Origin of the sequence: Caldisericum exile AZM16c01, assembly GCF_000284335.1 — a bacterium.
In the GTDB taxonomy this organism is placed as follows: domain Bacteria; phylum Caldisericota; class Caldisericia; order Caldisericales; family Caldisericaceae; genus Caldisericum; species Caldisericum exile.
The window spans coordinates 98972-122748 of record NC_017096.1 but is presented as its reverse complement, the minus strand read 5'-3'; the positions used below and the strand labels follow the sequence as shown (position 1 = coordinate 122748).

General features: G+C 34.2%; 26 protein-coding genes and 1 riboswitch. Of the genes, 4 read left to right on the top strand and 22 right to left on the bottom strand.

Annotated elements, in window-relative coordinates:
* Window positions 1–393: 393 nt before the first annotated feature.
* The 3 genes from CSE_RS00580 to CSE_RS00570 all read left to right on the top strand — a co-directional run bounded on the left by CSE_RS00580 (window position 394) and on the right by CSE_RS00570 (window position 4635).
* Window positions 394–717, top strand: a complete 324-nt coding sequence (locus CSE_RS00580; protein WP_041726187.1) for a PAS domain-containing protein — start codon at window positions 394–396, stop codon at window positions 715–717.
* Between the two features lie 19 nt (window positions 718–736).
* Window positions 737–858, top strand: a riboswitch (molybdenum cofactor riboswitch).
* Complete coding sequence (locus CSE_RS07765; RefSeq protein ID WP_014452670.1) at window positions 849–2213, top strand: extracellular solute-binding protein; 1365 nt, start codon at window positions 849–851, stop codon at window positions 2211–2213. It overlaps the preceding riboswitch by 10 nt.
* A gap of 82 nt (window positions 2214–2295) precedes the next feature.
* Window positions 2296–4635: a stalk domain-containing protein gene (locus CSE_RS00570; protein ID WP_014452669.1), complete on the top strand. Its 2340-nt coding sequence runs from the start codon at window positions 2296–2298 to the stop codon at window positions 4633–4635.
* Window positions 4636–4979: 344 nt separating this feature from the next.
* On the opposite strand, the gene CSE_RS00565 is transcribed toward CSE_RS00570, so the two are convergent.
* The 12 genes from CSE_RS00565 to CSE_RS00515 all read right to left on the bottom strand — a co-directional run bounded on the left by CSE_RS00565 (window position 4980) and on the right by CSE_RS00515 (window position 13942).
* Window positions 4980–6719: an ABC transporter ATP-binding protein gene (locus CSE_RS00565; protein ID WP_014452667.1), complete on the bottom strand. Its 1740-nt coding sequence runs from the start codon at window positions 6717–6719 to the stop codon at window positions 4980–4982.
* 37 nt (window positions 6720–6756) lie between these two features.
* Window positions 6757–7407, bottom strand: coding sequence for an SdpI family protein (locus tag CSE_RS00560; protein WP_014452666.1), 651 nt, complete (start codon window positions 7405–7407; stop codon window positions 6757–6759).
* 45 nt (window positions 7408–7452) lie between these two features.
* Window positions 7453–7665, bottom strand: a complete 213-nt coding sequence (locus CSE_RS00555; RefSeq protein ID WP_014452665.1) for a hypothetical protein — start codon at window positions 7663–7665, stop codon at window positions 7453–7455.
* A 112-nt stretch (window positions 7666–7777) separates the two neighbouring features.
* Window positions 7778–8533: a YhfC family intramembrane metalloprotease gene (locus CSE_RS00550; protein WP_014452664.1), complete on the bottom strand. Its 756-nt coding sequence runs from the start codon at window positions 8531–8533 to the stop codon at window positions 7778–7780.
* A 26-nt stretch (window positions 8534–8559) separates the two neighbouring features.
* Window positions 8560–8991 (bottom strand): DUF3887 domain-containing protein, encoded by a 432-nt coding sequence (locus CSE_RS00545; protein ID WP_014452663.1) that lies wholly within the window; start codon window positions 8989–8991, stop codon window positions 8560–8562.
* Between the two features lie 23 nt (window positions 8992–9014).
* Window positions 9015–9779 carry an SdpI family protein gene (locus CSE_RS00540; protein WP_014452662.1) on the bottom strand — a complete coding sequence of 255 codons (765 nt, stop codon included), beginning with the start codon at window positions 9777–9779 and terminating at the stop codon, window positions 9015–9017.
* Window positions 9772–10050 carry an autorepressor SdpR family transcription factor gene (locus CSE_RS00535; RefSeq protein WP_014452661.1) on the bottom strand — a complete coding sequence of 93 codons (279 nt, stop codon included), beginning with the start codon at window positions 10048–10050 and terminating at the stop codon, window positions 9772–9774. The genes CSE_RS00540 and CSE_RS00535 overlap by 8 nt, the downstream gene beginning before the upstream one ends.
* Before the next feature lie 100 nt (window positions 10051–10150).
* Window positions 10151–11362: an MFS transporter gene (locus tag CSE_RS00530; protein ID WP_041726000.1), complete on the bottom strand. Its 1212-nt coding sequence runs from the start codon at window positions 11360–11362 to the stop codon at window positions 10151–10153.
* 18 nt (window positions 11363–11380) lie between these two features.
* Complete coding sequence (locus tag CSE_RS08530; RefSeq protein WP_231837266.1) at window positions 11381–11581, bottom strand: hypothetical protein; 201 nt, start codon at window positions 11579–11581, stop codon at window positions 11381–11383.
* A 185-nt stretch (window positions 11582–11766) separates the two neighbouring features.
* A complete protein-coding gene (locus tag CSE_RS00520) occupies window positions 11767–12702 on the bottom strand; it encodes a radical SAM protein (RefSeq protein WP_014452658.1) in 936 nt (311 codons plus the stop codon).
* Between the two features lie 72 nt (window positions 12703–12774).
* Window positions 12775–12930: a hypothetical protein gene (locus tag CSE_RS08375; protein WP_014452657.1), complete on the bottom strand. Its 156-nt coding sequence runs from the start codon at window positions 12928–12930 to the stop codon at window positions 12775–12777.
* A 421-nt stretch (window positions 12931–13351) separates the two neighbouring features.
* Window positions 13352–13942 carry a transposase gene (locus CSE_RS00515; protein WP_014452656.1) on the bottom strand — a complete coding sequence of 197 codons (591 nt, stop codon included), beginning with the start codon at window positions 13940–13942 and terminating at the stop codon, window positions 13352–13354.
* A 147-nt stretch (window positions 13943–14089) separates the two neighbouring features.
* Here CSE_RS00515 and CSE_RS00510 point away from each other — a divergent pair, with 147 nt between their 5' ends.
* Window positions 14090–15760: an IS1634 family transposase gene (locus CSE_RS00510; protein WP_014452655.1), complete on the top strand. Its 1671-nt coding sequence runs from the start codon at window positions 14090–14092 to the stop codon at window positions 15758–15760.
* A gap of 90 nt (window positions 15761–15850) precedes the next feature.
* Here the strand turns inward: CSE_RS00510 and CSE_RS00505 are convergent, their stop codons facing one another.
* The 10 genes from CSE_RS00505 to CSE_RS00455 form a co-directional block, all read right to left on the bottom strand.
* The gene (locus CSE_RS00505) at window positions 15851–16729 is read right to left on the bottom strand and encodes a transposase (RefSeq protein ID WP_172633851.1); all 879 of its coding nucleotides are present in this window, start codon (window positions 16727–16729) and stop codon (window positions 15851–15853) included.
* The gene (locus tag CSE_RS00500) at window positions 16668–17015 is read right to left on the bottom strand and encodes a transposase (protein WP_014452653.1); all 348 of its coding nucleotides are present in this window, start codon (window positions 17013–17015) and stop codon (window positions 16668–16670) included. The genes CSE_RS00505 and CSE_RS00500 overlap by 62 nt, the downstream gene beginning before the upstream one ends.
* A 112-nt stretch (window positions 17016–17127) precedes the next feature.
* Window positions 17128–17529 (bottom strand): integrase core domain-containing protein, encoded by a 402-nt coding sequence (locus tag CSE_RS00495; protein ID WP_014452652.1) that lies wholly within the window; start codon window positions 17527–17529, stop codon window positions 17128–17130.
* 198 nt (window positions 17530–17727) lie between these two features.
* The gene (locus tag CSE_RS00490) at window positions 17728–18435 is read right to left on the bottom strand and encodes a CPBP family intramembrane glutamic endopeptidase (protein WP_014452651.1); all 708 of its coding nucleotides are present in this window, start codon (window positions 18433–18435) and stop codon (window positions 17728–17730) included.
* Between the two features lie 522 nt (window positions 18436–18957).
* Window positions 18958–19395 (bottom strand): M50 family metallopeptidase, encoded by a 438-nt coding sequence (locus CSE_RS00480; RefSeq protein ID WP_014452649.1) that lies wholly within the window; start codon window positions 19393–19395, stop codon window positions 18958–18960.
* On the bottom strand, window positions 19396–20148 hold the full coding sequence (locus CSE_RS00475) for an ABC transporter permease (protein WP_014452648.1): 753 nt from the start codon (window positions 20146–20148) through the stop codon (window positions 19396–19398).
* The gene (locus tag CSE_RS00470; RefSeq protein WP_014452647.1) at window positions 20138–21064 is read right to left on the bottom strand and encodes an ABC transporter ATP-binding protein; all 927 of its coding nucleotides are present in this window, start codon (window positions 21062–21064) and stop codon (window positions 20138–20140) included. Before CSE_RS00470 ends, CSE_RS00475 begins: the two co-directional genes overlap by 11 nt.
* Window positions 21065–21074: 10 nt before the next feature.
* Window positions 21075–21896 carry a SagB/ThcOx family dehydrogenase gene (locus tag CSE_RS00465; protein WP_014452646.1) on the bottom strand — a complete coding sequence of 274 codons (822 nt, stop codon included), beginning with the start codon at window positions 21894–21896 and terminating at the stop codon, window positions 21075–21077.
* Window positions 21886–22656: a nitroreductase family protein gene (locus CSE_RS00460; protein WP_156785878.1), complete on the bottom strand. Its 771-nt coding sequence runs from the start codon at window positions 22654–22656 to the stop codon at window positions 21886–21888. Before CSE_RS00460 ends, CSE_RS00465 begins: the two co-directional genes overlap by 11 nt.
* Before the next feature lie 13 nt (window positions 22657–22669).
* Window positions 22670–23641 carry a hypothetical protein gene (locus tag CSE_RS00455; RefSeq protein WP_014452644.1) on the bottom strand — a complete coding sequence of 324 codons (972 nt, stop codon included), beginning with the start codon at window positions 23639–23641 and terminating at the stop codon, window positions 22670–22672.
* Between the last annotated feature and the right edge of the window lie 136 nt (window positions 23642–23777).

The window sequence follows — 23777 nt, the reverse complement described above, 5'->3', positions numbered from 1 at the left end:
AAGATACTCGTGAATCTAAGAAAAATTCTTCTCATATTTGTAGAGTTAATAGAAAGGACTTTGGTTTCACATTTCTACTACATTTCTACTTATTAGCCACCCTCCTCAGAACTCCCCCAAGTAGTCATCCCGAACGAATGTGAGGAGAAATCTCCGCCTTTTAGGGGGAGTTAGAGGGGGAGAATCGTAAGTCCCCCTCTAAGGTAGGTATTCCTCGCCTTCGGCTTCGAAATGACGAAACAAGGTTATTTCAACAAACGTTGTGAGGAGAAATCTCCAAAGTTTAGGAAATGGAGGCGAATACATATAATAATAACCGAATTAAGCGATAGTCTTCACTTCCTCAAAAATACAATTCATTTGCAACCTGCAACAATTGAGTATAATATCCATATGGAAGAAATACTAAAAGGAATATTGAACGCACTTCAAATTGAGATTGTGTTTGTTGACACAACACATACGATTCGTTTTATGAACAAATTTGCCATAAATAACTACAAGGATAGATTTGGGACAGACCTTGTCGGAAAATCCATTTTCAATTGCCACAACGAAAACTCAAAGAAACTAATCCTAAAAGGATTTGAAGAACTTGTTCAAGGCAAAGACAAAGTGCAAGTCTTTGAAAACGAAAAGATAAAGGAGTATATGATTGCGGTAAGAAATGAAAAGGGATCCCTTCTTGGATACTTTGAAATTATAGAAAGAATTTAAAATTTACAGAGTATTTGCTATAATGTTTTATCTCCGACCAACGATGCCTAAAAGGAAAAGCCTCATGGCACTTTGGCGGTAGGGTATAATTGGAAACGGTTATGCCTGCCATTTTTGCAAAGGAGGTATAAATGAAAAAAGTAGCAAATGTTTTCTTAGTTTTTGTGCTTCTTATTTCTCTTTGTTTTAACTACAGCATAAACTTATTACGTGCTGACTCTGACTGTGTTATAGAACTTACAATTGGAAAAAGTGTTGCAACTGTGAATTTTAAATCAGTTACTCTTGACACAAAACCAATCATTCAGAATGGAAGAACCTTAGTTCCTATAAGGTTTGTATCAGAAGCTTTCGGCGGATTTATAGATTATAATCCAAACAACAAAACTATCACAATTATTTTTGACTTACACATCATCACATTAAAATTAGGCTCAAAAATTGCAGTTGTTGATGAAAAAGAAATCGAACTTGATGTCGCACCTTTTATAGATAAGGAATCTCAAAGAACCCTTGCGCCATTGAGATTTGTTGCAGAATCAATCGGCGCAAATGTAGAATGGAACCAAACAAACAAAACAATTAAAATTACTTATAAGCAAAAACCACTCCAAACTAAAAAATCTATAACCCTCAGAGTAATCCATGCAGGAAGCCTTACACAACCTATAAGAGATGTTGAAAATTCTTTTAAAAATTACTATTCAAAACTTGGAGTTAATATAACATTTGAGGATCAATCTGCTGGAAGCGTTGACGCTGTAAAGCAAATCACGGAACTGAAGAAAGATTTTGACATAGTCCTTCTTGCAGACTCATTTCTTATTCCCCAGTATCTTATCCCACAATACACCGATTGGTACGTTAATTTTGCAACGAATAAACTTGTTTTATGTTATACAGATAAAAGCAAATATGCAAAAGATATAACTCCAAAAAATTGGTACGAAATTCTTTTAAGAAAAGATGTTGACTTCGGCTATGCTGAACCAAATTCAGATCCTGCAGGTTATAGGACCCTTCTTATGTTCCAACTTGCAGAAATTTATTACAAAAAACCAGGCCTTTACAAAAACCTCATAAATGCAACAAAGCCAAATAATATTCGCCCAAAATCCGTTGAGCTTGTCGCACTCCTTGAAGCAAACGAACTTGATTATGCATTTGAATACGAGTCAGTTGCTGTGCAAAACAATCTTAAATATATTTCGCTTCCAGATGAACTTAACCTTGGCAACCCTGCCTTAAAAGACTGGTACGCAAAAGCATCTTTAACCTTAAAGGATGGCACAGTTGTAAAAGGTGCACCAATTATTTACGGTCTTACAATACCAGACAATGCTACCGAAAAGGAATTTGCACAACGATTTGTAATGTATCTATTAAAAAATGGTGATGATGTTTTTAGAAAGGCAGGGCAACCTTTTGTGTCATTCAAAGCGTATCCAGATATCTATAAAATTCCACCTATCGTAAGAATTGGAATCATAAAATAAAATTCTCATACAACAACTTGACTTTTCAAAAATATTTTCTAAAATTTAATGTAAGGGGGATTAAAAAGAAGGAGGGATTGTTATGAAAAAAATTACAATTGCAGTAATTTTAGCAATGCTTTTTTCTTTTATAACATTTTCTTATGATGGTGCATTATCAAGAAATTTTTCATCTATTCAAACAAACTTCATAATTACACAAGACCAATTAAACATTGAAAAAGAAAACCTTATCCCCATTAATCTTCTTTCCAATACAAGCCTCTCCGTTGTTACATCTACAAATAGCTTTTTAAAAACGTTTGGGACTTCGGGATATGAAGAGGGAAACGCAATTTCACTAACAAACGATGGGGGCTATCTTATTACAGGTACCATAGAAACAACAGAGGGTTTGTCAAAAGGTGTTTTACAAAAGGATATATTCTTCACAAAATTCAACTCAAACAACCAAATAGAGCGCTTTAATCTTTTAGGAGGTGTAAAAGATGATGCTGGCGTAATGACTGTCCAAGTATCTAACGGAGATTATATTTTAATTGGCAATACAAACTCATACGGAAAAGGGGGAAGCGATATTTATGTTATTACAATGCATAAAGGCGGGTTTGTTGCAGAAACCTTTGGCGGAAGTGGAAACGATAGCGCATCATACATTAGCATAACACAAGATGGAGGCTATATTATTGCAGGCAGTACTACTTCTTTTGGTGCAGGAGGACAGGACTTTTTAATTTTAAAATTTGATTCTGATGGAAAACTCTCGTGGGCAAAGACTTTTGGGACACCTAACGAAGATACGGTAAGTTCTGTAATACAAATGAGAGATGGCGGATTTGCTATTTTAGGTTCAACTTATTCTAATGATGCTTGGAATACAATATTTATAGAGATTGACTCAAATGGCATGCCTATAATGTCAAGGGTATACTCTCAAGGGCAAATGCTTATGGGAAAGTCAATTGTTAAAACTTCAGATGGAGGATACGTGATAGGTGGAGTCGTAAGAGCCGGTTCAACTGATCCAACTTCTGCAATCATATTTAAGGTAAATAATTCAGGCTTTGTTGACTGGGCTTTTAGATTGGGAGACGCACTTTACAACGATATAAACTCAATTATTCCAACCTATGATGGGGGGGTTGTTGCTGCAGGCTCTACAACATTAGATAAGAAAACTTCATCGGATTGCTTGGTTATGAAATTCTCATCAAACGGCCTACTTCAATGGGCAAAAAGATTCGGAGGAAATAAAGTAGATTTTTCAAAAGCAGTCGTACAGGCTGTTAACGAGGATTATTTAATAGTGGGAACTACCTCATCTTTTGGTTCGGGATCAACCGATGTGCTATTAGCAAGACTTACAAAAGACGGAGACATAAAACTAAATATAAGTACAGGAAATATAAATCTCCCAGAAACCTATTTCAGTAACTGTTCTGTAAACGCATATCCGGTTGCGTTCTCGGTAAAAAGCGCAACTTTATACTCTTCTTCATTAAAACCAAATGAAATTGGTGCAAACTCTTCTATAACAATAGCATTAAACAACCCACCTATATTAGCACCTGTAATTTGCTTTGTAACATTCTACGATAGTTTTAATCCAATTCCACATGCAACACGTTATGTCCTTTACAATCATAGCATTGGTTCCGATATGCCACAAAATCCAACACGTGAGGGATATACTTTTACAGGTTGGAATACAAAAAGTGATGGAAGTGGAGCATCTTTTACATATAGCACAGTTGTAAGTTCGGAGGATCTTAAAGTTTATGCACAGTGGAAAATAAATACATATACTATTACTGCCTCTGCATCAAGTGGTGGCTCTATAACTCCCTCAGGAAGTGTTGTAGTAAATCATGGTGATTCAAAGACATTCACAATTCAACCCAATTTAGGATTTAAGATAAAGGAAGTAAAAGTTGATGGGTCTTCTGTTGGAGCAGTTTCAACATATACATTCACGAACATAACAGGTAATCACACAATAGAGGCAATATTTGAGAAGGTAGAGGATAAGATAGTTATGATTCTTCAGATTGGAAATGCACGCTTTACTGTTAATGGTGTAGCGAAAACTCTTGACTCACCACCTATCATTAAAAATTCAAGGACTTTACTTCCCATAAGAGCAGTAGTTGAATCCTTAGGTGGAACAATTGATTGGAATGGAACAGAAAGGAAAGTAACAATTTCTTTCAAAGGAAAAAATATTGAACTGTGGATTGGAAAGGCAATTGCTATGGTAGACGGAGTATCTACTCAGATTGATCCTGATAATAAAAACGTTGTGCCTGAGATAATCAATTCAAGGACAATGCTTCCTCTAAGATTTGTTGCTGAATCCCTTGGCTGTGTTGTGCAGTGGGACGGCACAACAAAGACAATTACAATAACTTACCCAAAGCCGTAGAATACTTAATACAACATGAAAATTGACAGTATTGCAAATTATAATCGACAGTATCACTTTGACTTCAAAATAGAAAATTAAAATTACAAAGGTTCCTTAAAAAAGCATTATTGCTAAACTTTGAAGAGAAACAAAGTAAACAACAAAAATAAAGAAATATTTAGAAACACCTTACACAATAAAACTTGCTAAATAAGTTATTATTTTGTTTTCGCTAATGAATTATTTGGTTGCGTAAGTGTTGTAGATGCCAAAGAAACACTCAAAACTATTAAAAAAATGGAAGGATTGAAAGCAATTGAGAAAGGGTGTTTGAGATTTCATTTCCAAATTGACCTTTTTTATTATCCACTAAAACTTTCCTTTAGTAAAATACTATTCACTCTTTTGTAGAATTCGTTTTGTGAAAGCAAATCTATATGAGTTCCTACTCCGTTAATTCTTCCGTTCTCTAACACCAGTATTTTATCTGCAATTCTTGCTGTAGAAAGCCTGTGAGCTATGATAATCACTGTACTATTCTGCTTGAGTTTAAGGAAAACTTCATTTATTTTATCTTCTGTCTCGAGGTCCACAGAGGAAGTCGGTTCGTCAAATATATAGACTTTTGGAGAAAGTATTAATGCTCTTGCAAGAGCAACCCTTTGTGCCTCTCCTGCTGAAAGATTAATTCCTCCCTCTCCAATAACTGTATTAAGGCCATAAGGGAGCTTCTGAACAAAGTCGATTGATGCCATTTTCAAAGCCCAGGCAATCCTTTCTTCTGTAACGTCCTTTGCCCCATATGTTATGTTCTCATATAGAGTCCCGTTAAAAACATAATCATTAGAAAGGAATAGTTTTACCTCTTTTCTAAGAGAAGAAACTTTTACATCTCTTATGTCGATACCATCTAATAAAATCTTACCTTTATCAGGGTCAAAAAATCTAACAAGCAGTTTTGCAAGCGTTGTTTTCCCAGAACCTGTTGGTCCTACAATCGCAGTTATTGAGTTAGGAGGAAAATCTACGAATACATTCTCTAATACAATTTTATCTCCGTAACTAAAGTATACACTTTCTACTTTAATTTCTCCTCTTTCTAGAGTAAAATCAATTGCATCAGGCTTTTCGCTTATCTGTGGCTCAATCTCGAGATATTCCTTTACTCTCATTAGATTGACTCTCGTGCTTTGAAATGAAAGGATAAGATTTGTAAGACTTGCAATTGGTTGATAAAGAATGTTAGCAAACATCATAAATGCCATTAGAGTCCCAATTGTCATCTTTCCGTAAATTGTAAGCATTCCTCCATAGAAAAGGATGGTAAGGGACCAGGCATTACTTATAAGAGTCTGTAACACACTGGAAAATTTAGAAATCATAAATGTTTTTATTTCTAATTGAATAAGATCCTGTAGTCTTTTAAAGAAACTTTTCTGTTCAAGTTCTTCCGTCGAAATAGTCTTTACTAGCTGAATCCTTCTGAAATGACCTACTGTAAATCCATTAACCTCCTGTCCTTTCATCCTTACTTTCTTCGTATAGCTCAGGATTGGCTCTCTAAATCGAGCTATTACAAAAGATTGAACTCCAAGGATTATGAATGTAAAAAGAGCAAGCATCAAATTCCACTTAACCATGAAGACAGCACTTACAAGAAGAATGAGTTGCATCGGAATCGTTACAAGAATTCCCATCCAGGAGTCTACAAGTGAATCAGTATCGGTAAGTAAGCGGTAGCTTATGCCACCACTTGTCTCTTTCTCGTAAAAACTCAATTTCGCATATTGAAGTTTTTTGAACATATCGAGTTTAAGGTTTGCAGAGATTCTTTTAAATACCTTGACTAAAACATAACTTCCTGTAACCGAAGAAAGCAAGAATATCATCAGTACAAAAATTGAAATAAGGATTAGAGATTTAAAGTATGAGTAATTCTTACCAATGATTACGAAATCCATCAAATATCTCGTAATTAATGGAGAAATTAAGGTACATATTTCTGCAACAATACCAAGGATAACGCCAAAAGTAACAGATATCCAATTACCTTTAAGGTAATGTAACAACAAAGATAAGTAACTTTTCAAATCGTCATGCATAAATCTCTTTTTATCTTTTTTAGCATTCCTTCATCCTTTACCTGAGTATGACATATGCTAAACCTACAGAGACTAAACTCCATAGAATTGTGAAAATGGTGAACCAAAGGAAGTGCTTTTCAAAATTTTTTGTTCTATCCTTATCTACCAATGAAGCATCTTTAAGGAACAAAATTGAAAAGACGATACCGAGGATAGCAACAACCATTCCACAAATTCTTACTGCAATAAAGCTGTTCAAAAATACAAAAAACACAGAAATGTTAACAAAGATCGTAAAAATTGAAATAAGAAAAATTGCATAAACAAGACTTTTTGAAATAATAAAGGGCTTGTCTGTAATGTCATTTTTCTGCAACTTAAGTCTATCGCTGTATATTAATCCAAAGATACCCAATCCTATTGGGATTACAATCATCAAACTAATTTGTATCCATATTGGCCATTTCAGCAAATATGATGTAATATTAAATGGCAGAAGGACAATCCCAACAACGATAGACCAGATAGCTGTAACTTTGTTTGCTTTATCCCAGACTTCAGGGTCAGAAAGTGTCGCAGGAGTTCTCAACCCAAACCATTCGTTTTGTTTAACTTGCAGCATCCCAATTCCACCAATGATTAGAATAAAAGGCACAAGATAATAAATAAGAAAAACGTCAAGAAACGGCAAATCTTTAAAACTCATCTTTGTCCACCTTCTTTTTCAACTACAATAATATTTTGCATTACTTCAAGATGTAACAACGGCACCAACGAGATGAACAAATACAGCAGTTTCAATGGTTACAATAGTTGTAGCCACTGTAGTGAACTCAGCCGTAGCTAAATAAAGAGCTAAGGCAATCCCAACTGCGATTACCAGTACAAGAGCAACTGTTTGTGGCTCAATCTCATTTCCTGTTCCTCCAGCACTCTCAATCGTCGGGCTTTCATAGTTTTTCATTTTAGGTTACCTCCGTTTCATTACTTATTTTGTAAACTAATCTGCTACTATGGATTTATCCTTCATTTTCAAAACAGCGCATTTTATACTATCCTTAATTTTCAGTTAATGATTACATTTGAATAGAATTGGCTTTAAAGCAATTTCTTGACTTCAAAATCCAAACAAAAGAGGCGATTGTACTCAATCCTACAAAAATTTCAGCTAACCAAACATTCTTTACAAGCATAATCCCGACAAAATCAATAATTGTATGCAAAAGAATTGCTAAAACGAAAAAGAGAAATTTATTGTTTTTAACCGCATAGAGCACAACAAGCGATAAGCCCATTTGAATAGCAAGGGCAAAGATTCTTTCAATGCCTCCAAGAAGAAATTGATAGGAAGGCGTATTTATTAGAGTTGAAGCAATTGTCTGGGCATCGCCTGGAAGGACTTTCTTTGAGTTTATCATTACTGAAATAACAAATTCATTCAGAAAGGCAGTTCCAATGAATAACGACTCAAGTCCTCCGTGACCTATACCGTAGCCAATACCATCCTCCCAGATTAAGTGATTCTTTAAGAAAACTTTGAAGCCGATGTATCTGCCTATCTCTTCAAAGAGTCCTGCAGAAAGTGCAAGCAAGAAACCAAAAAGAAGGTAATATTGCTCAGAAAATTCCACATACCAGGCATTTTTTGATAGATATACAAGTAAAGGAATTCTTGTTAAAATCTGAAAAACAACAAAAATAGATACACCAACGATAACCGATACCCAGGCAAATCGTATTCTTCTATGTAAAAGGAGTGCTAAAACAATTGGGAAAACAACACTTAATATTAAACTAACAGACATGAAAATAATTGAGGTAGTTTTTACCATTTTAGGTCTTCTTTTGCATTACTTTCTTACTTTCCTCTCAGTTTTTGCGAATCATAAAATTCGCCTGTTATTTTCTTTTTACCATTCTCATCTTTAAAGCTGAAAGTTAACTTAACCTGGTCTTCATTAGTAAACTTTGCCATATACTGAACGATAATCTTTCCACCTATTTCCTCTGCTGCTAGGAATGTTTTTGAATTAGGAATGTAGTTTCCAATTTTGTCAGTTACGGTTTTAAACATTTCATTAAACTTGTCCTTTGGAACTGCTTTTAGCATTTCTTCACTCATATCTTTTGCCCACATATCATAGTTTCCTTCATTATGAGCAATAAGCACATTTTCTACCATTGGATCCGCAAAACTTACATCGCTTTCTTTTAATACCTTTGCAGAACAGCCAGTCAATAAAACCCCCGTAATAAGCACAACTGTCAAAACAACTAAAACTTTCTTCATACTACACCTCCTTATATGAAAGATTAAAGCATAAAAATCCAGTAAGGGATATGGACAATAGTAAAAGCAAGAGATTTCAATATGTCCGCTTTTCTGTCGAAGGAAATTCCATTTGAAGTCTCTCTCATCTTGAGATAGAGGAAAAATGAATAGAAACTGCTTATGACAAGGATAACGAGCGCCCAGTCAACTGAAAGCAGGACAGATTGCAAATATTTAATGAAAATAGATAAGCTGCATACCATACCGAGAAGAAAAAGTAAGAAGCCCGCTAACCGTTGAGTCTTTTTCCATATCTCTTCGCTTATCATTGTCCATGGAGTACCTACACCTATAAACCAATTCTGTCTTATCCGAGGGAAAAAGTTGCCCGTAACAAGGTAAACTAAGGCAACAAATATGTTTGCGCTTGTTCCAATGAGAGTATTCAGCCCCGTTACTATAACTATAAGCATCACTATTTGAGATAAGCATATAAGAGCAATAAACATATTAATTATTACTGCATAAGTATCGATAAATCTTGCGTAGTTTTTTCTAAGGGGATCAATGTAAGGTAGGAGAAGTAAAAATAGAAGGAAGGCTAAAGCGGCTGTTGGAAGGAATGTTATTGCAATGCTTTTCGGAAGGTATGCATTTATATGCCCTTCTAAATCCCAGCTTGTGGGAACAAAGAATGGAAGTTTGCGGTAAATAAATAATCCTAGAAGATAGCTTACTACAATAAGGGAAATTGGAAATGCTTCCTTTCTAATAACATCTTTGTTTAATCTGTATGTTTCATCCATTTTTATCCCTCCTGCTCTTTGCATTAGCAAAGAAAACAAGTATATCTTCGAAAACAGTTGTATTTAAACTGTATACAATGTTCCTTCCCTTTCTCTCTGAAGTTATTAGTCCTGTGCTTTCAAGTATCTTTAGGTGACGGGAAATTGTAGGCCATGTTTGATTAAATGCACTTGCAATCTGCCCTGCCGTCAAGTCCTTCTCTGAAAGCATCATGAGAATTTTTCTCCTTGTTTCATCACTAAGTGCCTTAAATATATCATTTAAGCCCATATCCAATATTTAGATAATTATCTAAATATAGTTTATTCAAAACTATGATTTTTGTCAAGTAGTTTTTGAGAGAATTTGTAAGACCTTCGGAAAAGGTTTTTTAACTATTCTCAGTTTTGAGGAAGATAAAACCAAAAATCACTAAAAATAAAACTAAGAAACCTGTAGCAATTATTAAGATTTGCGGGGCAATCTTATCCGAAAGGAATCCACCCAAAGAAAGTGAAACAGGGGCCCCTAGTGATGCCATCGTGTAAATGAAACTTGAGACAATACCTAACTTATCATTAGGTATAGTTTGTTGAAGAAATGTACTTAACGGTATATTGGTAAGCGCATTCCCAAAGCCAATAAAAAATGAAACAATAATTATTAGCGGCAAAGCCTTGAAGATGCCTAAAAATATTGTGGAAATACCCATTAAAATTAGCCCATACAAAAGTAATTGTAAGGAACTATATCTCTTGGGGATTATTCCTGTGAGAAACCCAAAAAATAGAACTCCAAAAGAAATAGAACTCAAAATCAAACCATAAGCGTTGACGCCGAAATTGTCTCTGCTCAGGAAAAGCAAAAGAAATAATTCGAAAGGCGCTGTAACCAAATTTATAAGCAGCGTGAAAAAGGAAAACCTAAAGAGTAAAGGCGAGTTCTTTATGAACTTAAAACCATCTCCAATAGTTTGGTATATCCTCTGAATTTTCATTATATTTTGTAACTGACTTTTCTCATTTGATCTGTATTTAATAAGAATAATTGTGGTAACTGAGAACAAAAAAGAAAAAACATCCAGCAAAAAACAAGCGCTGTATCCAAATGCAGAAATAATTACTGCACCAACCGCAGGCGAAATAACTCCTATAAATTTTCTTATTCCCGTTATAAAACCGTTTGCCTGAAGTAGGTCTTCTCGTTCAACAATCAAAGGAAATAGCGTAAACTCCCCTGCACTAAAAAATGGGGTAACCAATGACAGAAAAAGTAAAATTACTGAGATGCTTAAAGTGTTAAGCGATCTTCTAACATAAAGAACATAAAGAAATAAAATTATAGAAGCCCTTAGTGAATCTACAATCATAAGCAACCTTTTCTTATCAAGATTGTCAGCAATTGGCCCAGAGAAGAAACCAGAAATAATATCCCCTATCGCATAGATGCTAAGAGCGCCACCAACAGCAATTCCTTTACTCCCTGTAACTTCCGAGAGCAACCAGGTGATTGCAATGAGGTACAATCCGTTACCAAGTTCTGATAACACCTGACCAATAACATAGAGGAGAAAGTCCCTATTTCTAAAAATTACATAATTCATAAACGATACCATTATTTATTATTTTACAGAGAAATCACTAATTTCGATAATACCGTAACTCCTTAGTTTACATAAAAACTCAATTACCTTATCTTCAGTTTCGGAATCACTTCTATTTTTGTCCTTAAAATGCCTTAAAATCTTTGAAACTTCCTCTAGACTAACCAACTTTAAAAAATCATCACGAGGCATTGGCACCGTTAAGGAATGTTTTTGCACAGATACCTCAAAAACACACCTATCACTAGCCTCAAAATTTGGTTGTTTTAACAATTTAATTTTCGAGTTTAAAATTTTGCGTCTAAGATCAACAGATTGTTCTTTAACCCATTCACATTCGGGGACCTTCCCAGGTGGGGTAGTTAGAGGACATGGCGAACAAGATTCATTATACTGGCAACTTTTCAAGTGGTAAATTTGATTCTTCCAAGGTTTCTCATCCTTGTGTTGAACTCAACAAAATTTTTGCTTACGAAAAGCTTAACGGTTTCCGCATTATGGGAGACCAAATTTACACCCTTTCTAACAACAATCTTACCTTGCGAATACGCATACTCAGCACATGGAAACAGATCTCCCCCAGAAGAGACCATCCCCATTGTTAATCCACTGTTACAATTTGCTTTTGTATCATTTAGGTTTAATCCTGCGTTAAAAAAGAAGTTAAGGAAATTGGCAAATAATTTTTTGGGAGTAATTGTAACATAAAAAGGTGGTTTATATCTATACATTCTACAAATTGCTTTCAGACCCTCAATGTAATCCCAATTTTTGAAATATAGTTGCGCTCGTCCACTTTGTTCGGTTATTTGTACTGCCAAAGCCTGAGCTCCAATGTCTTGGACAAAAGGGAAGACATTATATGCGTCGGCAGTGTTAAACGGTGTAATTGTGTAGCCAATTACAAACGGAATCCCAACTGCTTTACAATTTTCTATTCCTTGCATTATTAAATTGAAGGTTCCTTTTCCTCTATTTAGGTCATTAACTTCCGGTGTTGTCCCATCAATAGATATATTAAATAAATCTAATCCCGCGTTCTTTAATGACTGAGCTCTTTCGGTTGTAATTAAAGAACCGTTGGTTACAATACCAATAAACCCTTTATCTGTTTTGTTCTTAAAATATTCTATAAAACGCTCAAGATCCTTATATAAAAGTGGCTCCCCACCCAACAGGTAAATGTCCCTTATCCCCAAATCTATCACCTTGTCAATCGCTTTCCTCATATCAGAAAAATCAAGAATTCTATAGTCTGGCCTTGCATTATTGGCAGCATAGCAGGTTAAACACTTAAAATTGCAAACCTCCCCCGGTACAATATCCCAGTAAAGCGTCATAAATCACCTCCTGTGTTCCATTTTAGACAGGGAAGCGAAACCCTTCCCTGTCTTTAAGAGCAGCTAACTTTCTTAAAATTCTCCGCCGTCTTCTCCACCAAGAACAGAGGCACCACATCTTCCACAACCTGACTTAGCAGCAAATTTTACAGCCTCAGGATTAACTTCATTTAGTAAGACTGCCAATTCTGAAGAAAAAACAACTTCGTCATCTGTTTTGACCTCCATCCTCTCTCACCTCCTCTCTTTAAGAAATTTACGTTACGGTTTAGTAAATAGGTTTTTCGGCTAAAGTTGCACTTATTTGTGATAGCAAAAGACATTTGATATGGACCCCTTAAGATCCTTGCATGCTTCATCGGAACTGAGGACTCTTCTGGTATTCCTATTTCAGTAAGTCCCACATTAACCCTCCTGTGTTTACAATTTTCTCTTTTCTAAACTTTTTCATAAGTTGCTAAACATCCTTCTATAATAATTTAATCGTTTTTTTTTGTCAAGAGGTTGTATGGAGACCTCTGAAAAAGTCCTTGTATCTCCCCACTTGTATATTGAGTTTTTCAAAATTTTAGTTTGACATTCATTCTAAGACTCAACTTTCCAACTTTCTCATATTTCTTTTTTCATTTTTTTATGTTTCTCACTCTAATTATCCTTTCTCTAAAGCTAAACTGCTATAATTAAGCACTTTGTTTAAGCCTTCCTTGAGGATCTTTACCATCCTCTTTATGTTTACAACAATGAAGGTCATGAGGACCTGTATTGTTACTCTCCACTTTCCTCTATACCGAGCTCTCCGTAATCCATGCCACTTCTTCACTTCACCAAACTTTCTTTCAACATCTTTTCTCTTCTTTAAAGCTTCGTTGTAATATTCGTCTCTATCAATTGCTCTAAGTTTTAGATCATCACTTACAAACAGACGACACCTGTCGATTTTATACCATTTGCACTTATTGATACAAGTCCTGCATATCTTTGGATTAAAGTTGTACAGTGCTCCATTTTCCTGTCTGCACTTTCCACTTTTAGCAGTATTACCATAAGGACAGGTAATGATATCTTCCTTTGGGTCATAAATGAAGCCTTCTTCATCTCTTTCTTTTCTTCTTGGAGGGATATATGCCTTCAAGCCTAATCTATGTATGAATTCTCTATTCTTTGCGGAGTCATAGAGGGAATCTGCAGTAAGTGCATAACCTTCTATTCCTATGCTTTCATCTTTTCCTGACTTTATCACTTACTCTTCATTTTTGAGTATTTTTATCTAAAGAATGTAGTATTTATGTAGCTGTAATTTTTTGTTTTTTAAAATTGTAGTAGCAATATTTTATCATTTATTTCTTGTTTTTGCTTGCATTTTTTAATATTTATGATACAATAGGATATGTTTGTAAAAGTTACTAAGTCTGGAAAGCATAAGTATGTCTCCATAGTCTCGGCATACAGAGACAAAGAAAAAAGTATCATAAAGCACAAGGTGATCCTTAACCTTGGTAGATTAGATATGATTGAGAACAACCCAATGTTTGGAAGATTAGGCCTTCGCCTTGCAGAACTATCAAAGTTTAAGGATATGATTGACCTGAATACGGTAAAAGGTGGAAATGTCGTTAATACTGGCTATGCTGTCTACAAGAAACTCTGGGATAACTATGGATTAAATAAACTGCTTAATGATATGAGAGAGAAAACAAATATCCAGTTTGACTTAAACACTTCTATCTTCTTAATGGCAGCAGAACACCTTATGAATCCAAAGAGTAAGCTTGGAACATACAACAATCAACTGCACTATGCTAATCTTCCTTCTGTAGGATTAAACCACCTCTATCGTTCCCTTGACATACTATCAGAGCATAAAGAAACAATTGAAGATTACCTTTTTAACAAACAGAAGAGCCTATTCAATATGAATGTTGATGTTGTCTTCTATGATGCAACAACATTCAGGTTTGAAAGCGTAAAGAAGGATACATTAAGAGACTTTGGATTCAGCAAAGAAAATAGGGTTAATGAAGTGCAGGTTGTCTTAGGACTGCTCATTGATATGGTTGGTCGGCCAATAGGATATGAACTCTTTCCTGGCAATACCTTTGAAGGTAAGACACTTGAGTCGTCCCTTGATAAACTCAGTGGAAGGTTTGGCATACGCAGGGTAATCATCGTTGCAGACAGAGGGCTAAATTCAAAGCTCAACTTAAAGAAAATCAAAGATAAAGGGTATGATTACATTGTTTCATCACGCATAAAGAGCATGAAGAAGGATGTGCAGGAAAGTATCCTGAATGAAGAGGGGTACGTCACAATAAAAGGGAAAGATACCCTTAACCTCAATTCAGCCGATTCAAGCCAAGATGAAGAAACCTTCAGATACAAGCTGCTTGATTATGTAAATACTGTAAGAGATACAGATAACAAACTGTATGACCTCAAAGAGAAGCTCCTTGTAACTTATTCTCCCTTGAGAGCTCAAAAGGATAGAGAGGATAGGCAGAGGTTGATTGATAAAGGAGTAAAATTTCTTGATAACCCTTCTGCTATCAGTGGAAGCTTGAAGCGTGGAGGAAGAAAATACCTCAAGGAGACAAACAAGCTGAACTGGGAATTGGATAAAAATGCAATGTCAAGGGATGAGATGTTTGATGGATACTATGCAATAGAGGTAAGCAAGACTGATATGAATGTAAATGACATTCTTGATGCACACCATGCTCTATGGAAGATAGAAGAATCATTCAGGATAATGAAGAGTACGTTGGAGGTTAGGCCAATCTTCCACTGGACCGAAAAAAGAATCAAAGGCCACTTTGTTGTTTGTTTCCTCTCTTTCCTTCTTGAAAGAACGCTTGAACTAACACTTAAAGAGAATAATATCAAAGCATCACCTGAAAGAATCAAAGAAGCACTCAACTTAATGAATCTTACAGAATTTAGTGCAGAAGGACATTCATTCTATCTTAAAACAAAGTGGGATGAGCTTGGTAACAAGATTCTTAAAATACTTCATATTAAACCTCCAAAAAACATTACTCCCTTTGAAGAGTTAAGAATCTAATCAGAACAAAAAGATCAAACAGAAGTTTGTAGTAGCAAAATGAAGGTTTTTAAAAATTAATTCTTAGGATTTATGCGGGTTGGTTCAAGGTCAACTGATAAAGTCGGGAGGACAGGTAATGATATCTTCCTTTGGGTCATAAATGAAGCCTTCTTCATCTCTTTCTTTTCTTCTTGGAGGGATATATGCCTTCAAGCCTAATCTATGTATGAATTCTCTATTCTTTGCGGAGTCATAGAGGGAATCTGCAGTAAGTGCATAACCTTCTATTCCTATGCTTTCATCTTTTCTGAGGAGTGCAGGAAGATCTGTGCTTTCGCTTTCGTTTCCGTGAAGAAGATTTACAGAAGTAACGATACCGCTCTCATCCATTGCGATGTGTGCCTTGTAACCTACAAACTTCTTCTTGTCGCTCTTTGCTCCAAAACGTACATCTGTATCTGCAAAGGAAACTATGTGTTTCTCTTGAGATGAACTCTGTGATTGACAATCTTTATCACTATTTTCATCTCTTCTGCCACTATCATCTTCGTCATTATTGTTACCCTTATGTTCACAGAGCTCTTTAAGAATATTGATAAGGTCTTCCACGTCTTCTCCATACTGTCCCTTTATACTTTTAATAAACTCTTTTGTCTTCGATATCTCTTCCTTTACTTCTTGAGGCGATGGTTTTCCATGGAGTCTTTCTTCATTTATATAATCTCTGAAGTTATCGCAGGCATTTCTTTCAACTTTTGATATTCTCTTTATGACTATCTTCCTTCCTTGTCTCAGAAGATTCACTCTGTTAGGAACAGAAACGTCTCCTTCTATTGCTGTGGCATCGGCAATCTTAAGTCTTTCGCTGAGAAGGTTCTTCCTTTTACATTGCTCAATTATCTCATTAAACAACCTCTCGAAGCGTTCACTGCCGCACCTCTTTCTGAACACGACAAGCGTTGTATCGGAAGGTACATTCTTCGTCAATTGATAGATCTATGAAGTAGCGGTAGAGAATGTTAACCTGACATTCTCTAACAACTTCTACATCTGACAGGTTGTAGTAAAATTCAAGGAAGAGCATTTTAAACAAAACCTCTGGTGGATAAGCAGGCCTTCCATTTTTCGTGTCATATAGATCCCTCACTTCTTCTTCAACAAAGGAGAAATCTATCTCTTTTTTGATGTCGAGAAGTATATGCTTCTTAGGCAGAAGATTATCAAAGACATAACTATCAAAGAAATTGGCATTTTTGTTCTGTTTTCCTATCATTCTCTACCTCCAATATGTTGTCATTTATTCCTGATGTAATTCTACTATGAATACAAGAAAAATCAATACAAAATGCTTCTTTTATTGAGATTTTTGAAAGATTTTCACTCGATTAATCAAATGGGAAGGAATACTTTTTCAGAGGTCTCGTACGCGTCACATACATTTGAGACTCTGGATAATATTTTAGCACATAATCAATTGGAGTCAAATTGTTTAAACTCTTATGTGGTCTTTGAGTATTGTACCATATAAGGTAGTCAATAAGTCTTTTGTTGAATTCATTTATGTTATCGAGAAGAAGTAGAAGATTTAAATCTATGAATTCTTCCTGTAATGTTCTGTTTGCTCTTTCTATGAATCCATTTATTCTTGGACATCTTGGATAAATGAAGTTGTGTTTAATATTTTTCTTCTTGAGATATTCATCAAACTCTCCTAAGAATTCAGAGCCAAAATCTCTTTGAACTACCTTTATGGCATATTTTATTAGATAAACAGTTTCAAGTTTCATTTACTTCTTTGTAATCCATGACTCTTTTCAATGGATTCTATAGAGGTAACAGTTTTCTTTTTAACATATTTCACTCTCCCTAAAGTAAATGTAGGGAGTCTCATATGTGTCGTAGCTTATTCAGGAAGCAAATGATAGATTTTAAAAAGATTTGTGCGGGTTTACTTAATGGATTATTAAGAAGAAAAGAGGTTTTGTTTAGGCAACCATAATCATGCCAAATATAAAATATACTATTAATGGAATTGTATTAACCAAATAGTGTGCTATCCACGGAATTGTCAAATTGTTATCCGTTTTTATATATGCATAGCCTAACATTAATCCACAAATGGTTGGAGAGATGAACATAAATATCTTATAATTCGTGGGCATACTCATCACGCCCAATAAATGTGCTGAACCAAAAATTACTGCCTGTATGATATTTGCTACATTGGAGTGATATTTCAACAAAAGACGTCTTAGAATCAATCCTCTAAAAATAAACTCTTCCATAAAAGTTCCATATAAAAAATAGTTCAACAAGTTTATCATAGCTATGGGCTTAGGATACTTTTTACTTTTACCTGCCTCTAAAAATGAACGTGAAAGTTGAGCAATTCTATTCCCATCTACATTCAAAATCTTTGGCAGAATCCAGGAACAGAGGACAAAGGATATCAATATTGTTCCTAAAACGTATAAAAGGAGAGTGGTTATTTTTGCTCTCTTTATTCCCCCAATTTTTAATACTTCAGTTGGATTATACTTACCTATAAGTTTATAGAGGAAAATGGCAATAAGAAACAGAAGGCCGGAAACATCTAAGAACTCTCCCGTAGTAAGACCCCGCAAAATCCACGAAGCAACAATTAGCCATAGTGCAATTAGTTGAAATTTATTTTTTGATTCTTTCTCTTCCATCCTTTCCTCCTTTTTGAGTCGTTAGTTTGTCTCTAAATTTAGTTGAGCCTTGGGATCTCTCATCTTCTCTTTCTGAAGTCCTTACACCTTTTTTATTATCACCTAAATTGAGCGATTTTTTTATCATCATAAAAATTTTAGTGCTTTTTTGAAAAAATTGCAAGTTTTTTAAGCATATTTTTTCTATTTTTGTCCTATTTTAGATCTTTTTCTTCTTTTCCATCAAATCCTGTAGGGGATGGCTGCAAATTTTAGAGTAAAGTGGTAGTTTTATATCCCGGGATATTTTTCGTAGAACCTATGCCATTTTTTCTAAGAACTATAAAATACTTTAATATTTTTGCAAGACTAATAGAAAGATCTACCTATTCTATAGTCCCAACAGATTATACAGGGGGGTTGAAAAGATGTGTAGACTATACTTACAAAAATCTACATTCCATCAAAGAAAAAATAAGGAAACTTTAAAGAATCGCTCAGATTAGGAGATAAATATTCAAAGCAAGTATATTCATTATTCTTTTACTCTCTTAACAATTTAAGTATTTTATATCCATCACTTTGAACAAAATCTTCTCCATCTTTATTTGGAATAATGGAGATGAAAAAGTATGCCAGATTATAAATGCCCACGAATAAGTATACTTCCTGAGTTGATAAATAATATATAAATGCTAAAACTAAAAATAGCATTAAGGAAAAAATAGGTCCCATTAAATATACTAAAAGTTTACTCCGCTTGTTCTTCTTCTTGTTCTCCTCAAAAGCAATAAATCCTCCGTAGGGAATTAAACAAAGGGACAAATTTATCATTTTACTTTCCAAATACAGAAACTTTACTCCGCTTCCAATTCTGACAGAAATTTTTTCATTGCTATAAAAACATGCAGCTATCAAGTGTCCTAATTCATGCATTGATACGCTTAAGTACAATAAAAGATAAGCATACAACAATATCATTTACTCATTCTTTCTTAATAAAGATTTCCCATTTATAAATACTGCGGCAACTAAAATATATGCTAAAAGCGTGAATAAATGGTTCTTATCATTAAGAATTGATTTCCCCAACCATACATCCAATAAGAGACGATAAACAGAGCGTAGCGGAGAAAGGAATATGAATTTTGAGATGTAGGCGGGTAATTCACTCTCTTCAATTATTATCCCTGCAGTAAACATCAAAATAAAAAATAGAGCAGATGAAATAAATTGAATGGCTTTTACAGTGAGATTAATTTTGGATAGTGCAATGGAGATAAGAAGGAAACAGGCATAACCTATAGCTAATGCGACTAAAAACTCAGAAACATTCCCTCTAAAATGTATATTTGGATACATTATATAACCTGCAACTGTAATTGTAATAACAGATATAACAAAAGTAAAAGTGTACGCAAAAGATGAGATGAAACCGAAATAAAGGTTAGACTTAGGTAATATTTTGTAGAATTTAGTTATACCCAGTTCCCTTTTCGAAGCTAAGTCTACGCTGACACCCATTAATGTTAAGTTTGCCATTACAAGCGAGATATCTATTGGGATTAGGTAATTAACATAAGGTACGCCTTCCACTTCATATCTACCAAAGGCTCCACCAAATATAATTAGAAGTATCGCAGGAAAAACAAGAGCAAAAAATACAGCTGCAGGTTCTCTAAGAAAGGCCTTCATTTCCAACAAAATATGGTATGCCAGGCTTTTAATTTTCATCTTTTCCATCCTCCTTAAATTCTATTCCAGTGTAGTAAAGGAAAAGATCTTCAAAGGATATTTTCCTTATTACCATATCTTCATTTCCAACTTTAAATTCTTTTTGTAGGTAAATAAAAAAGTTTTTAATTTCTTCTTCATTTTTGCCATAACAATATAGCGTACCATATCCTTTCTGTAAAGGAATCTCATATTCGAGATTACTTGAATCTTTATGGAAATTATTTACTATACCTACGTATTTCACAGGAGTCTCACTAAAAAAGTTCTGTCTTGATGACTGAAATATAATTTTTCCCTTATTCATTAAGGCAAACCTATCACAGTTGTCGAAAGCCTCATTCAAACTATGAGTTGTAACAACAATTGTTTTTCCTTCCCCTCTTAGTTTTCTCAGATATTCCCAGATGAATCTGCGAGATTGAGGGTCTATACCACTTGTTGGCTCGTCAAGTATAATCAATTCTCTATTACCAATCAGGGATAGTAAGAGCAGCAACTTTCTTTTCGTTCCACCAGATAGATCCGTACAATATTTCTTTGCATATTCATCCAAACCAAATGTTCTTATTAGCTCATCAGGGTTCAAAATAACATTAAGTAAATAAGAATAAAGCTTAACAATTTCATAGACTGTTATTTTCTTAGGTAGGCTATTTTCTTGTAATTCCACCCCCAACCTATAGTATAATTGTTTGCCAAAGCTTTCTACACCTTTTCCAAAAATCTTGATTGTACCGTTATCAGGCTTTCTCAATCCCTCTATTGACTCTAAAAGAGTTGTTTTTCCTGCACCATTGGGCCCCGCTAAAACGAATATTTCCCCGGTTTTAATAGTGAGGGTAACTCCATCTAATGCCTTAATACCGTTATACGATTTGCTAACATTTACACACTCAATAATATTGTCTTCCATCTATACCCCCTTAAATAGTTTTGCCAATTGAGATCAATAACATGGGCTCTTCATGTTCAGTGAGATCTAGCTCTTCTTTTATGGCTTTATTATCATATGCTGCAAGCATACAACTGCCTAAACTTACCGACGTACTTAACAAACAAATGTTTTCGGCTAATATCCCTGCATCCAAATTCAAAAACCTATATGCGCGTTCTCCATATTTCCAGGTAACTCTGTTTATATTAGCAACAATAACAAATATTACAGATGCGAATACAGGAAAATACACTTTAAGTATTCTCCTTAATATTATTCTTTTATTCCCACTATCAATTAAATAAATTCCATTCTTAAGGGGATGATAATAATAGGTTCCTTGCTTCAATCCATCAACGTTATTTACAAACAAATATAAGTCAAAAGGTTGCAACCCACCAGCAGAAGGCGAATATCTAACTGGATAATTTTTCACATTATAGGCATAACTTAAGAATTTTTTAATCCCATAAGAGTAATGTATAATATAAGATAAGTCTTCAAAAGAAACATTTCTTGACAGGTATGCTCTTTCAGAGTGCCTTTTTTCTAGCGCCTCCACCAAAGTAAGATTATTATTTTCTTTTTTAAACCTCAATTCTATAAATTCTTCATGATTTTTTATCTCTTTAACTATACTTGGTGCTACCTTAGTCTCTGCTTTTAAGATGGAACTTTCGGATGTTTCTTCAAAATACCGATGTATCAAAGGAATAGCTGAACTTTCCTTGTAATCACACTTGTTAACCATTATCTTTAACCTTTCAATCTCATTAGTAGCAATATTACAAATCATTGGGTTATCTTCCATAAAGGCCTCCTAAAGCCTGAGGTTTTATAAATATCATATTTTGCAAGTAATGGTCTACGCCATCGAGACCAATCAAATTATTTAATTCTTTATCATAAAAGTTGTAGATGTTTAAATACTCAAATTTCAGACTTTCACAGATATCAGAAAGTTTTTGAGATAAGAGACCTGCTTCGAAAATACAGTTTCTATACCCCCTTTCACCAAATGAAACATAATTTCTGAGAGGCGAAGAGATTATCAATATAATTACCTTAAATTCATCCAATTTCTTCTCTTCAGAAATCACATTCTTCAAAATCTCGTTTGTATTTATTGCCCTTAAATATAGAAATTCATTATGCTTTGGGATATATCTATACAATTTGCTCATGAATAGTAGGTAAACATCATTGGAAAAAAAGATATTCTGTACATTTTTTCCTTTTAACAATTCATTAAAAATGCTTTTAAATCCTTCATTATTAAAATTTACAATTAGTCTTTGTTTTTCATCTAAAATGTTCCTTCTATAGGAGTAGGCTGTGTTAAAGAACCATTTTTTAATTTCATAGTTTTCCTTTATTTTTTCATCATAGTTATCAGGATCATATTTTGATAGATAACTTTTAATTTGATACATTTCGAAAAGTAAATTTTTTTCAAACCTTCGTAAAAAACTAGTAAGATTATCTCCCCTCATCTCAACAGAGTTGTCATAAGGAATAAAAGTTTCTTCCAGAAAATTCTTTAAAAAAGCCTCTTTTCCAATTTCTTCCATTTTTTTCACCTCTTCATAGAAAAACATGTGTGTAATCACAACTTTCAGAATTGCAAGCAGGACATTTTGGTAATCTTAGCACATCGTAATAGTCAATCACTAAATCATCAAAATTGATCACCACTCCTCTATCTTTTAGCAAAAGTTTATTAGTCAATAAAAAGTTAATCATAATATTTAAAAGTAAGTTTATCCCAATTAAAAAGTTGTAAGAGAGAATATAACTGTCTTTACCCTCTAAATTACCATTTTTAATACTTTCCTTATATACAAAATATTCGGTCCTATGAGAAAGAACCGATTCCAATTGTATCTCAGTTTCATTATAACAAACAGTTTCTCCTGGGACAAATAATGGAGTTATAACTACCTCACTTCCGTTGAAGTAACAACCTATCCACTTTAACGGTCTCTTTAAACACTGTTCATTGACCGAATGTAATAGATTTGGAGAAAACTCATCTAAGATTACTACTAAGAAGTCTAAAGGGTCAATAAATTTCTTAAGACTGTTTTCCGTCAGCTCTTCATTAAAAAAGCGCACATTATTAATAGTCAATTCGTCTTTTTTAGTTTTCCCTTCAATCCACAATGAAACTTCTTTGAAATTAAACTCACCAAGTGAGTCCAAAATTTTCTTCAGATTACTACCCCTGTATATAATACCAAGTTTTATTTCCTTCAAAAAAGAATTAACTTCTTCGAGTGTGTTGAAGTTCTCATCTACCAGCCAACCCATACTATACAGAAGTTGCAGAAAATCTAACGCATCTTTTTTTTCTTCAGGTTTCAACTGGCTTAGAAAATCTTCCACTAAGGTAGGAACTCTAAAAGTTGCATAAACTCTTCCAATAATGTTAGTTTTTGCATCGTCTCTTATAATTTTTGACTTTTTATCCCTTATTCCTTGTCTTATTAAAATTTCATTATTTGAACATTTTATAACACCCTTTCTCAATACCAACTTTTTCTTCTCAAAACCCATAAAAACCTCCCTATCTTATTAGTATTAGTGATTAATTAAATAAGTGGCTCCTGTTGCCCTTTTTATGTTAAACTTAGGCTAAAGTAAAAACTAAATTATTACCAAATTACTCACACCAACACCAACAACACCAACC

Coding starts and splice junctions, on each gene's coding strand:
- CSE_RS00580 (WP_041726187.1), top strand. CDS start 394: ATGGAAGAAATACTAAAAGGAATATTGAACGCACTTCAAATTGAGATT.
- CSE_RS07765 (WP_014452670.1), top strand. CDS start 849: ATGAAAAAAGTAGCAAATGTTTTCTTAGTTTTTGTGCTTCTTATTTCT.
- CSE_RS00570 (WP_014452669.1), top strand. CDS start 2,296: ATGAAAAAAATTACAATTGCAGTAATTTTAGCAATGCTTTTTTCTTTT.
- CSE_RS00565 (WP_014452667.1), bottom strand. CDS start 6,719: ATGCATGACGATTTGAAAAGTTACTTATCTTTGTTGTTACATTACCTT.
- CSE_RS00560 (WP_014452666.1), bottom strand. CDS start 7,407: ATGAGTTTTAAAGATTTGCCGTTTCTTGACGTTTTTCTTATTTATTAT.
- CSE_RS00555 (WP_014452665.1), bottom strand. CDS start 7,665: ATGAAAAACTATGAAAGCCCGACGATTGAGAGTGCTGGAGGAACAGGA.
- CSE_RS00550 (WP_014452664.1), bottom strand. CDS start 8,533: ATGGTAAAAACTACCTCAATTATTTTCATGTCTGTTAGTTTAATATTA.
- CSE_RS00545 (WP_014452663.1), bottom strand. CDS start 8,991: ATGAAGAAAGTTTTAGTTGTTTTGACAGTTGTGCTTATTACGGGGGTT.
- CSE_RS00540 (WP_014452662.1), bottom strand. CDS start 9,779: ATGGATGAAACATACAGATTAAACAAAGATGTTATTAGAAAGGAAGCA.
- CSE_RS00535 (WP_014452661.1), bottom strand. CDS start 10,050: ATGGGCTTAAATGATATATTTAAGGCACTTAGTGATGAAACAAGGAGA.
- CSE_RS00530 (WP_041726000.1), bottom strand. CDS start 11,362: ATGAATTATGTAATTTTTAGAAATAGGGACTTTCTCCTCTATGTTATT.
- CSE_RS00520 (WP_014452658.1), bottom strand. CDS start 12,702: ATGACGCTTTACTGGGATATTGTACCGGGGGAGGTTTGCAATTTTAAG.
- CSE_RS08375 (WP_014452657.1), bottom strand. CDS start 12,930: ATGGAGGTCAAAACAGATGACGAAGTTGTTTTTTCTTCAGAATTGGCA.
- CSE_RS00510 (WP_014452655.1), top strand. CDS start 14,090: ATGTTTGTAAAAGTTACTAAGTCTGGAAAGCATAAGTATGTCTCCATA.
- CSE_RS00500 (WP_014452653.1), bottom strand. CDS start 17,015: ATGATAGGAAAACAGAACAAAAATGCCAATTTCTTTGATAGTTATGTC.
- CSE_RS00495 (WP_014452652.1), bottom strand. CDS start 17,529: ATGAAACTTGAAACTGTTTATCTAATAAAATATGCCATAAAGGTAGTT.
- CSE_RS00490 (WP_014452651.1), bottom strand. CDS start 18,435: ATGGAAGAGAAAGAATCAAAAAATAAATTTCAACTAATTGCACTATGG.
- CSE_RS00480 (WP_014452649.1), bottom strand. CDS start 19,395: ATGATATTGTTGTATGCTTATCTTTTATTGTACTTAAGCGTATCAATG.
- CSE_RS00475 (WP_014452648.1), bottom strand. CDS start 20,148: ATGAAAATTAAAAGCCTGGCATACCATATTTTGTTGGAAATGAAGGCC.
- CSE_RS00470 (WP_014452647.1), bottom strand. CDS start 21,064: ATGGAAGACAATATTATTGAGTGTGTAAATGTTAGCAAATCGTATAAC.
- CSE_RS00465 (WP_014452646.1), bottom strand. CDS start 21,896: ATGGAAGATAACCCAATGATTTGTAATATTGCTACTAATGAGATTGAA.
- CSE_RS00460 (WP_156785878.1), bottom strand. CDS start 22,656: ATGGAAGAAATTGGAAAAGAGGCTTTTTTAAAGAATTTTCTGGAAGAA.
- CSE_RS00455 (WP_014452644.1), bottom strand. CDS start 23,641: ATGGGTTTTGAGAAGAAAAAGTTGGTATTGAGAAAGGGTGTTATAAAA.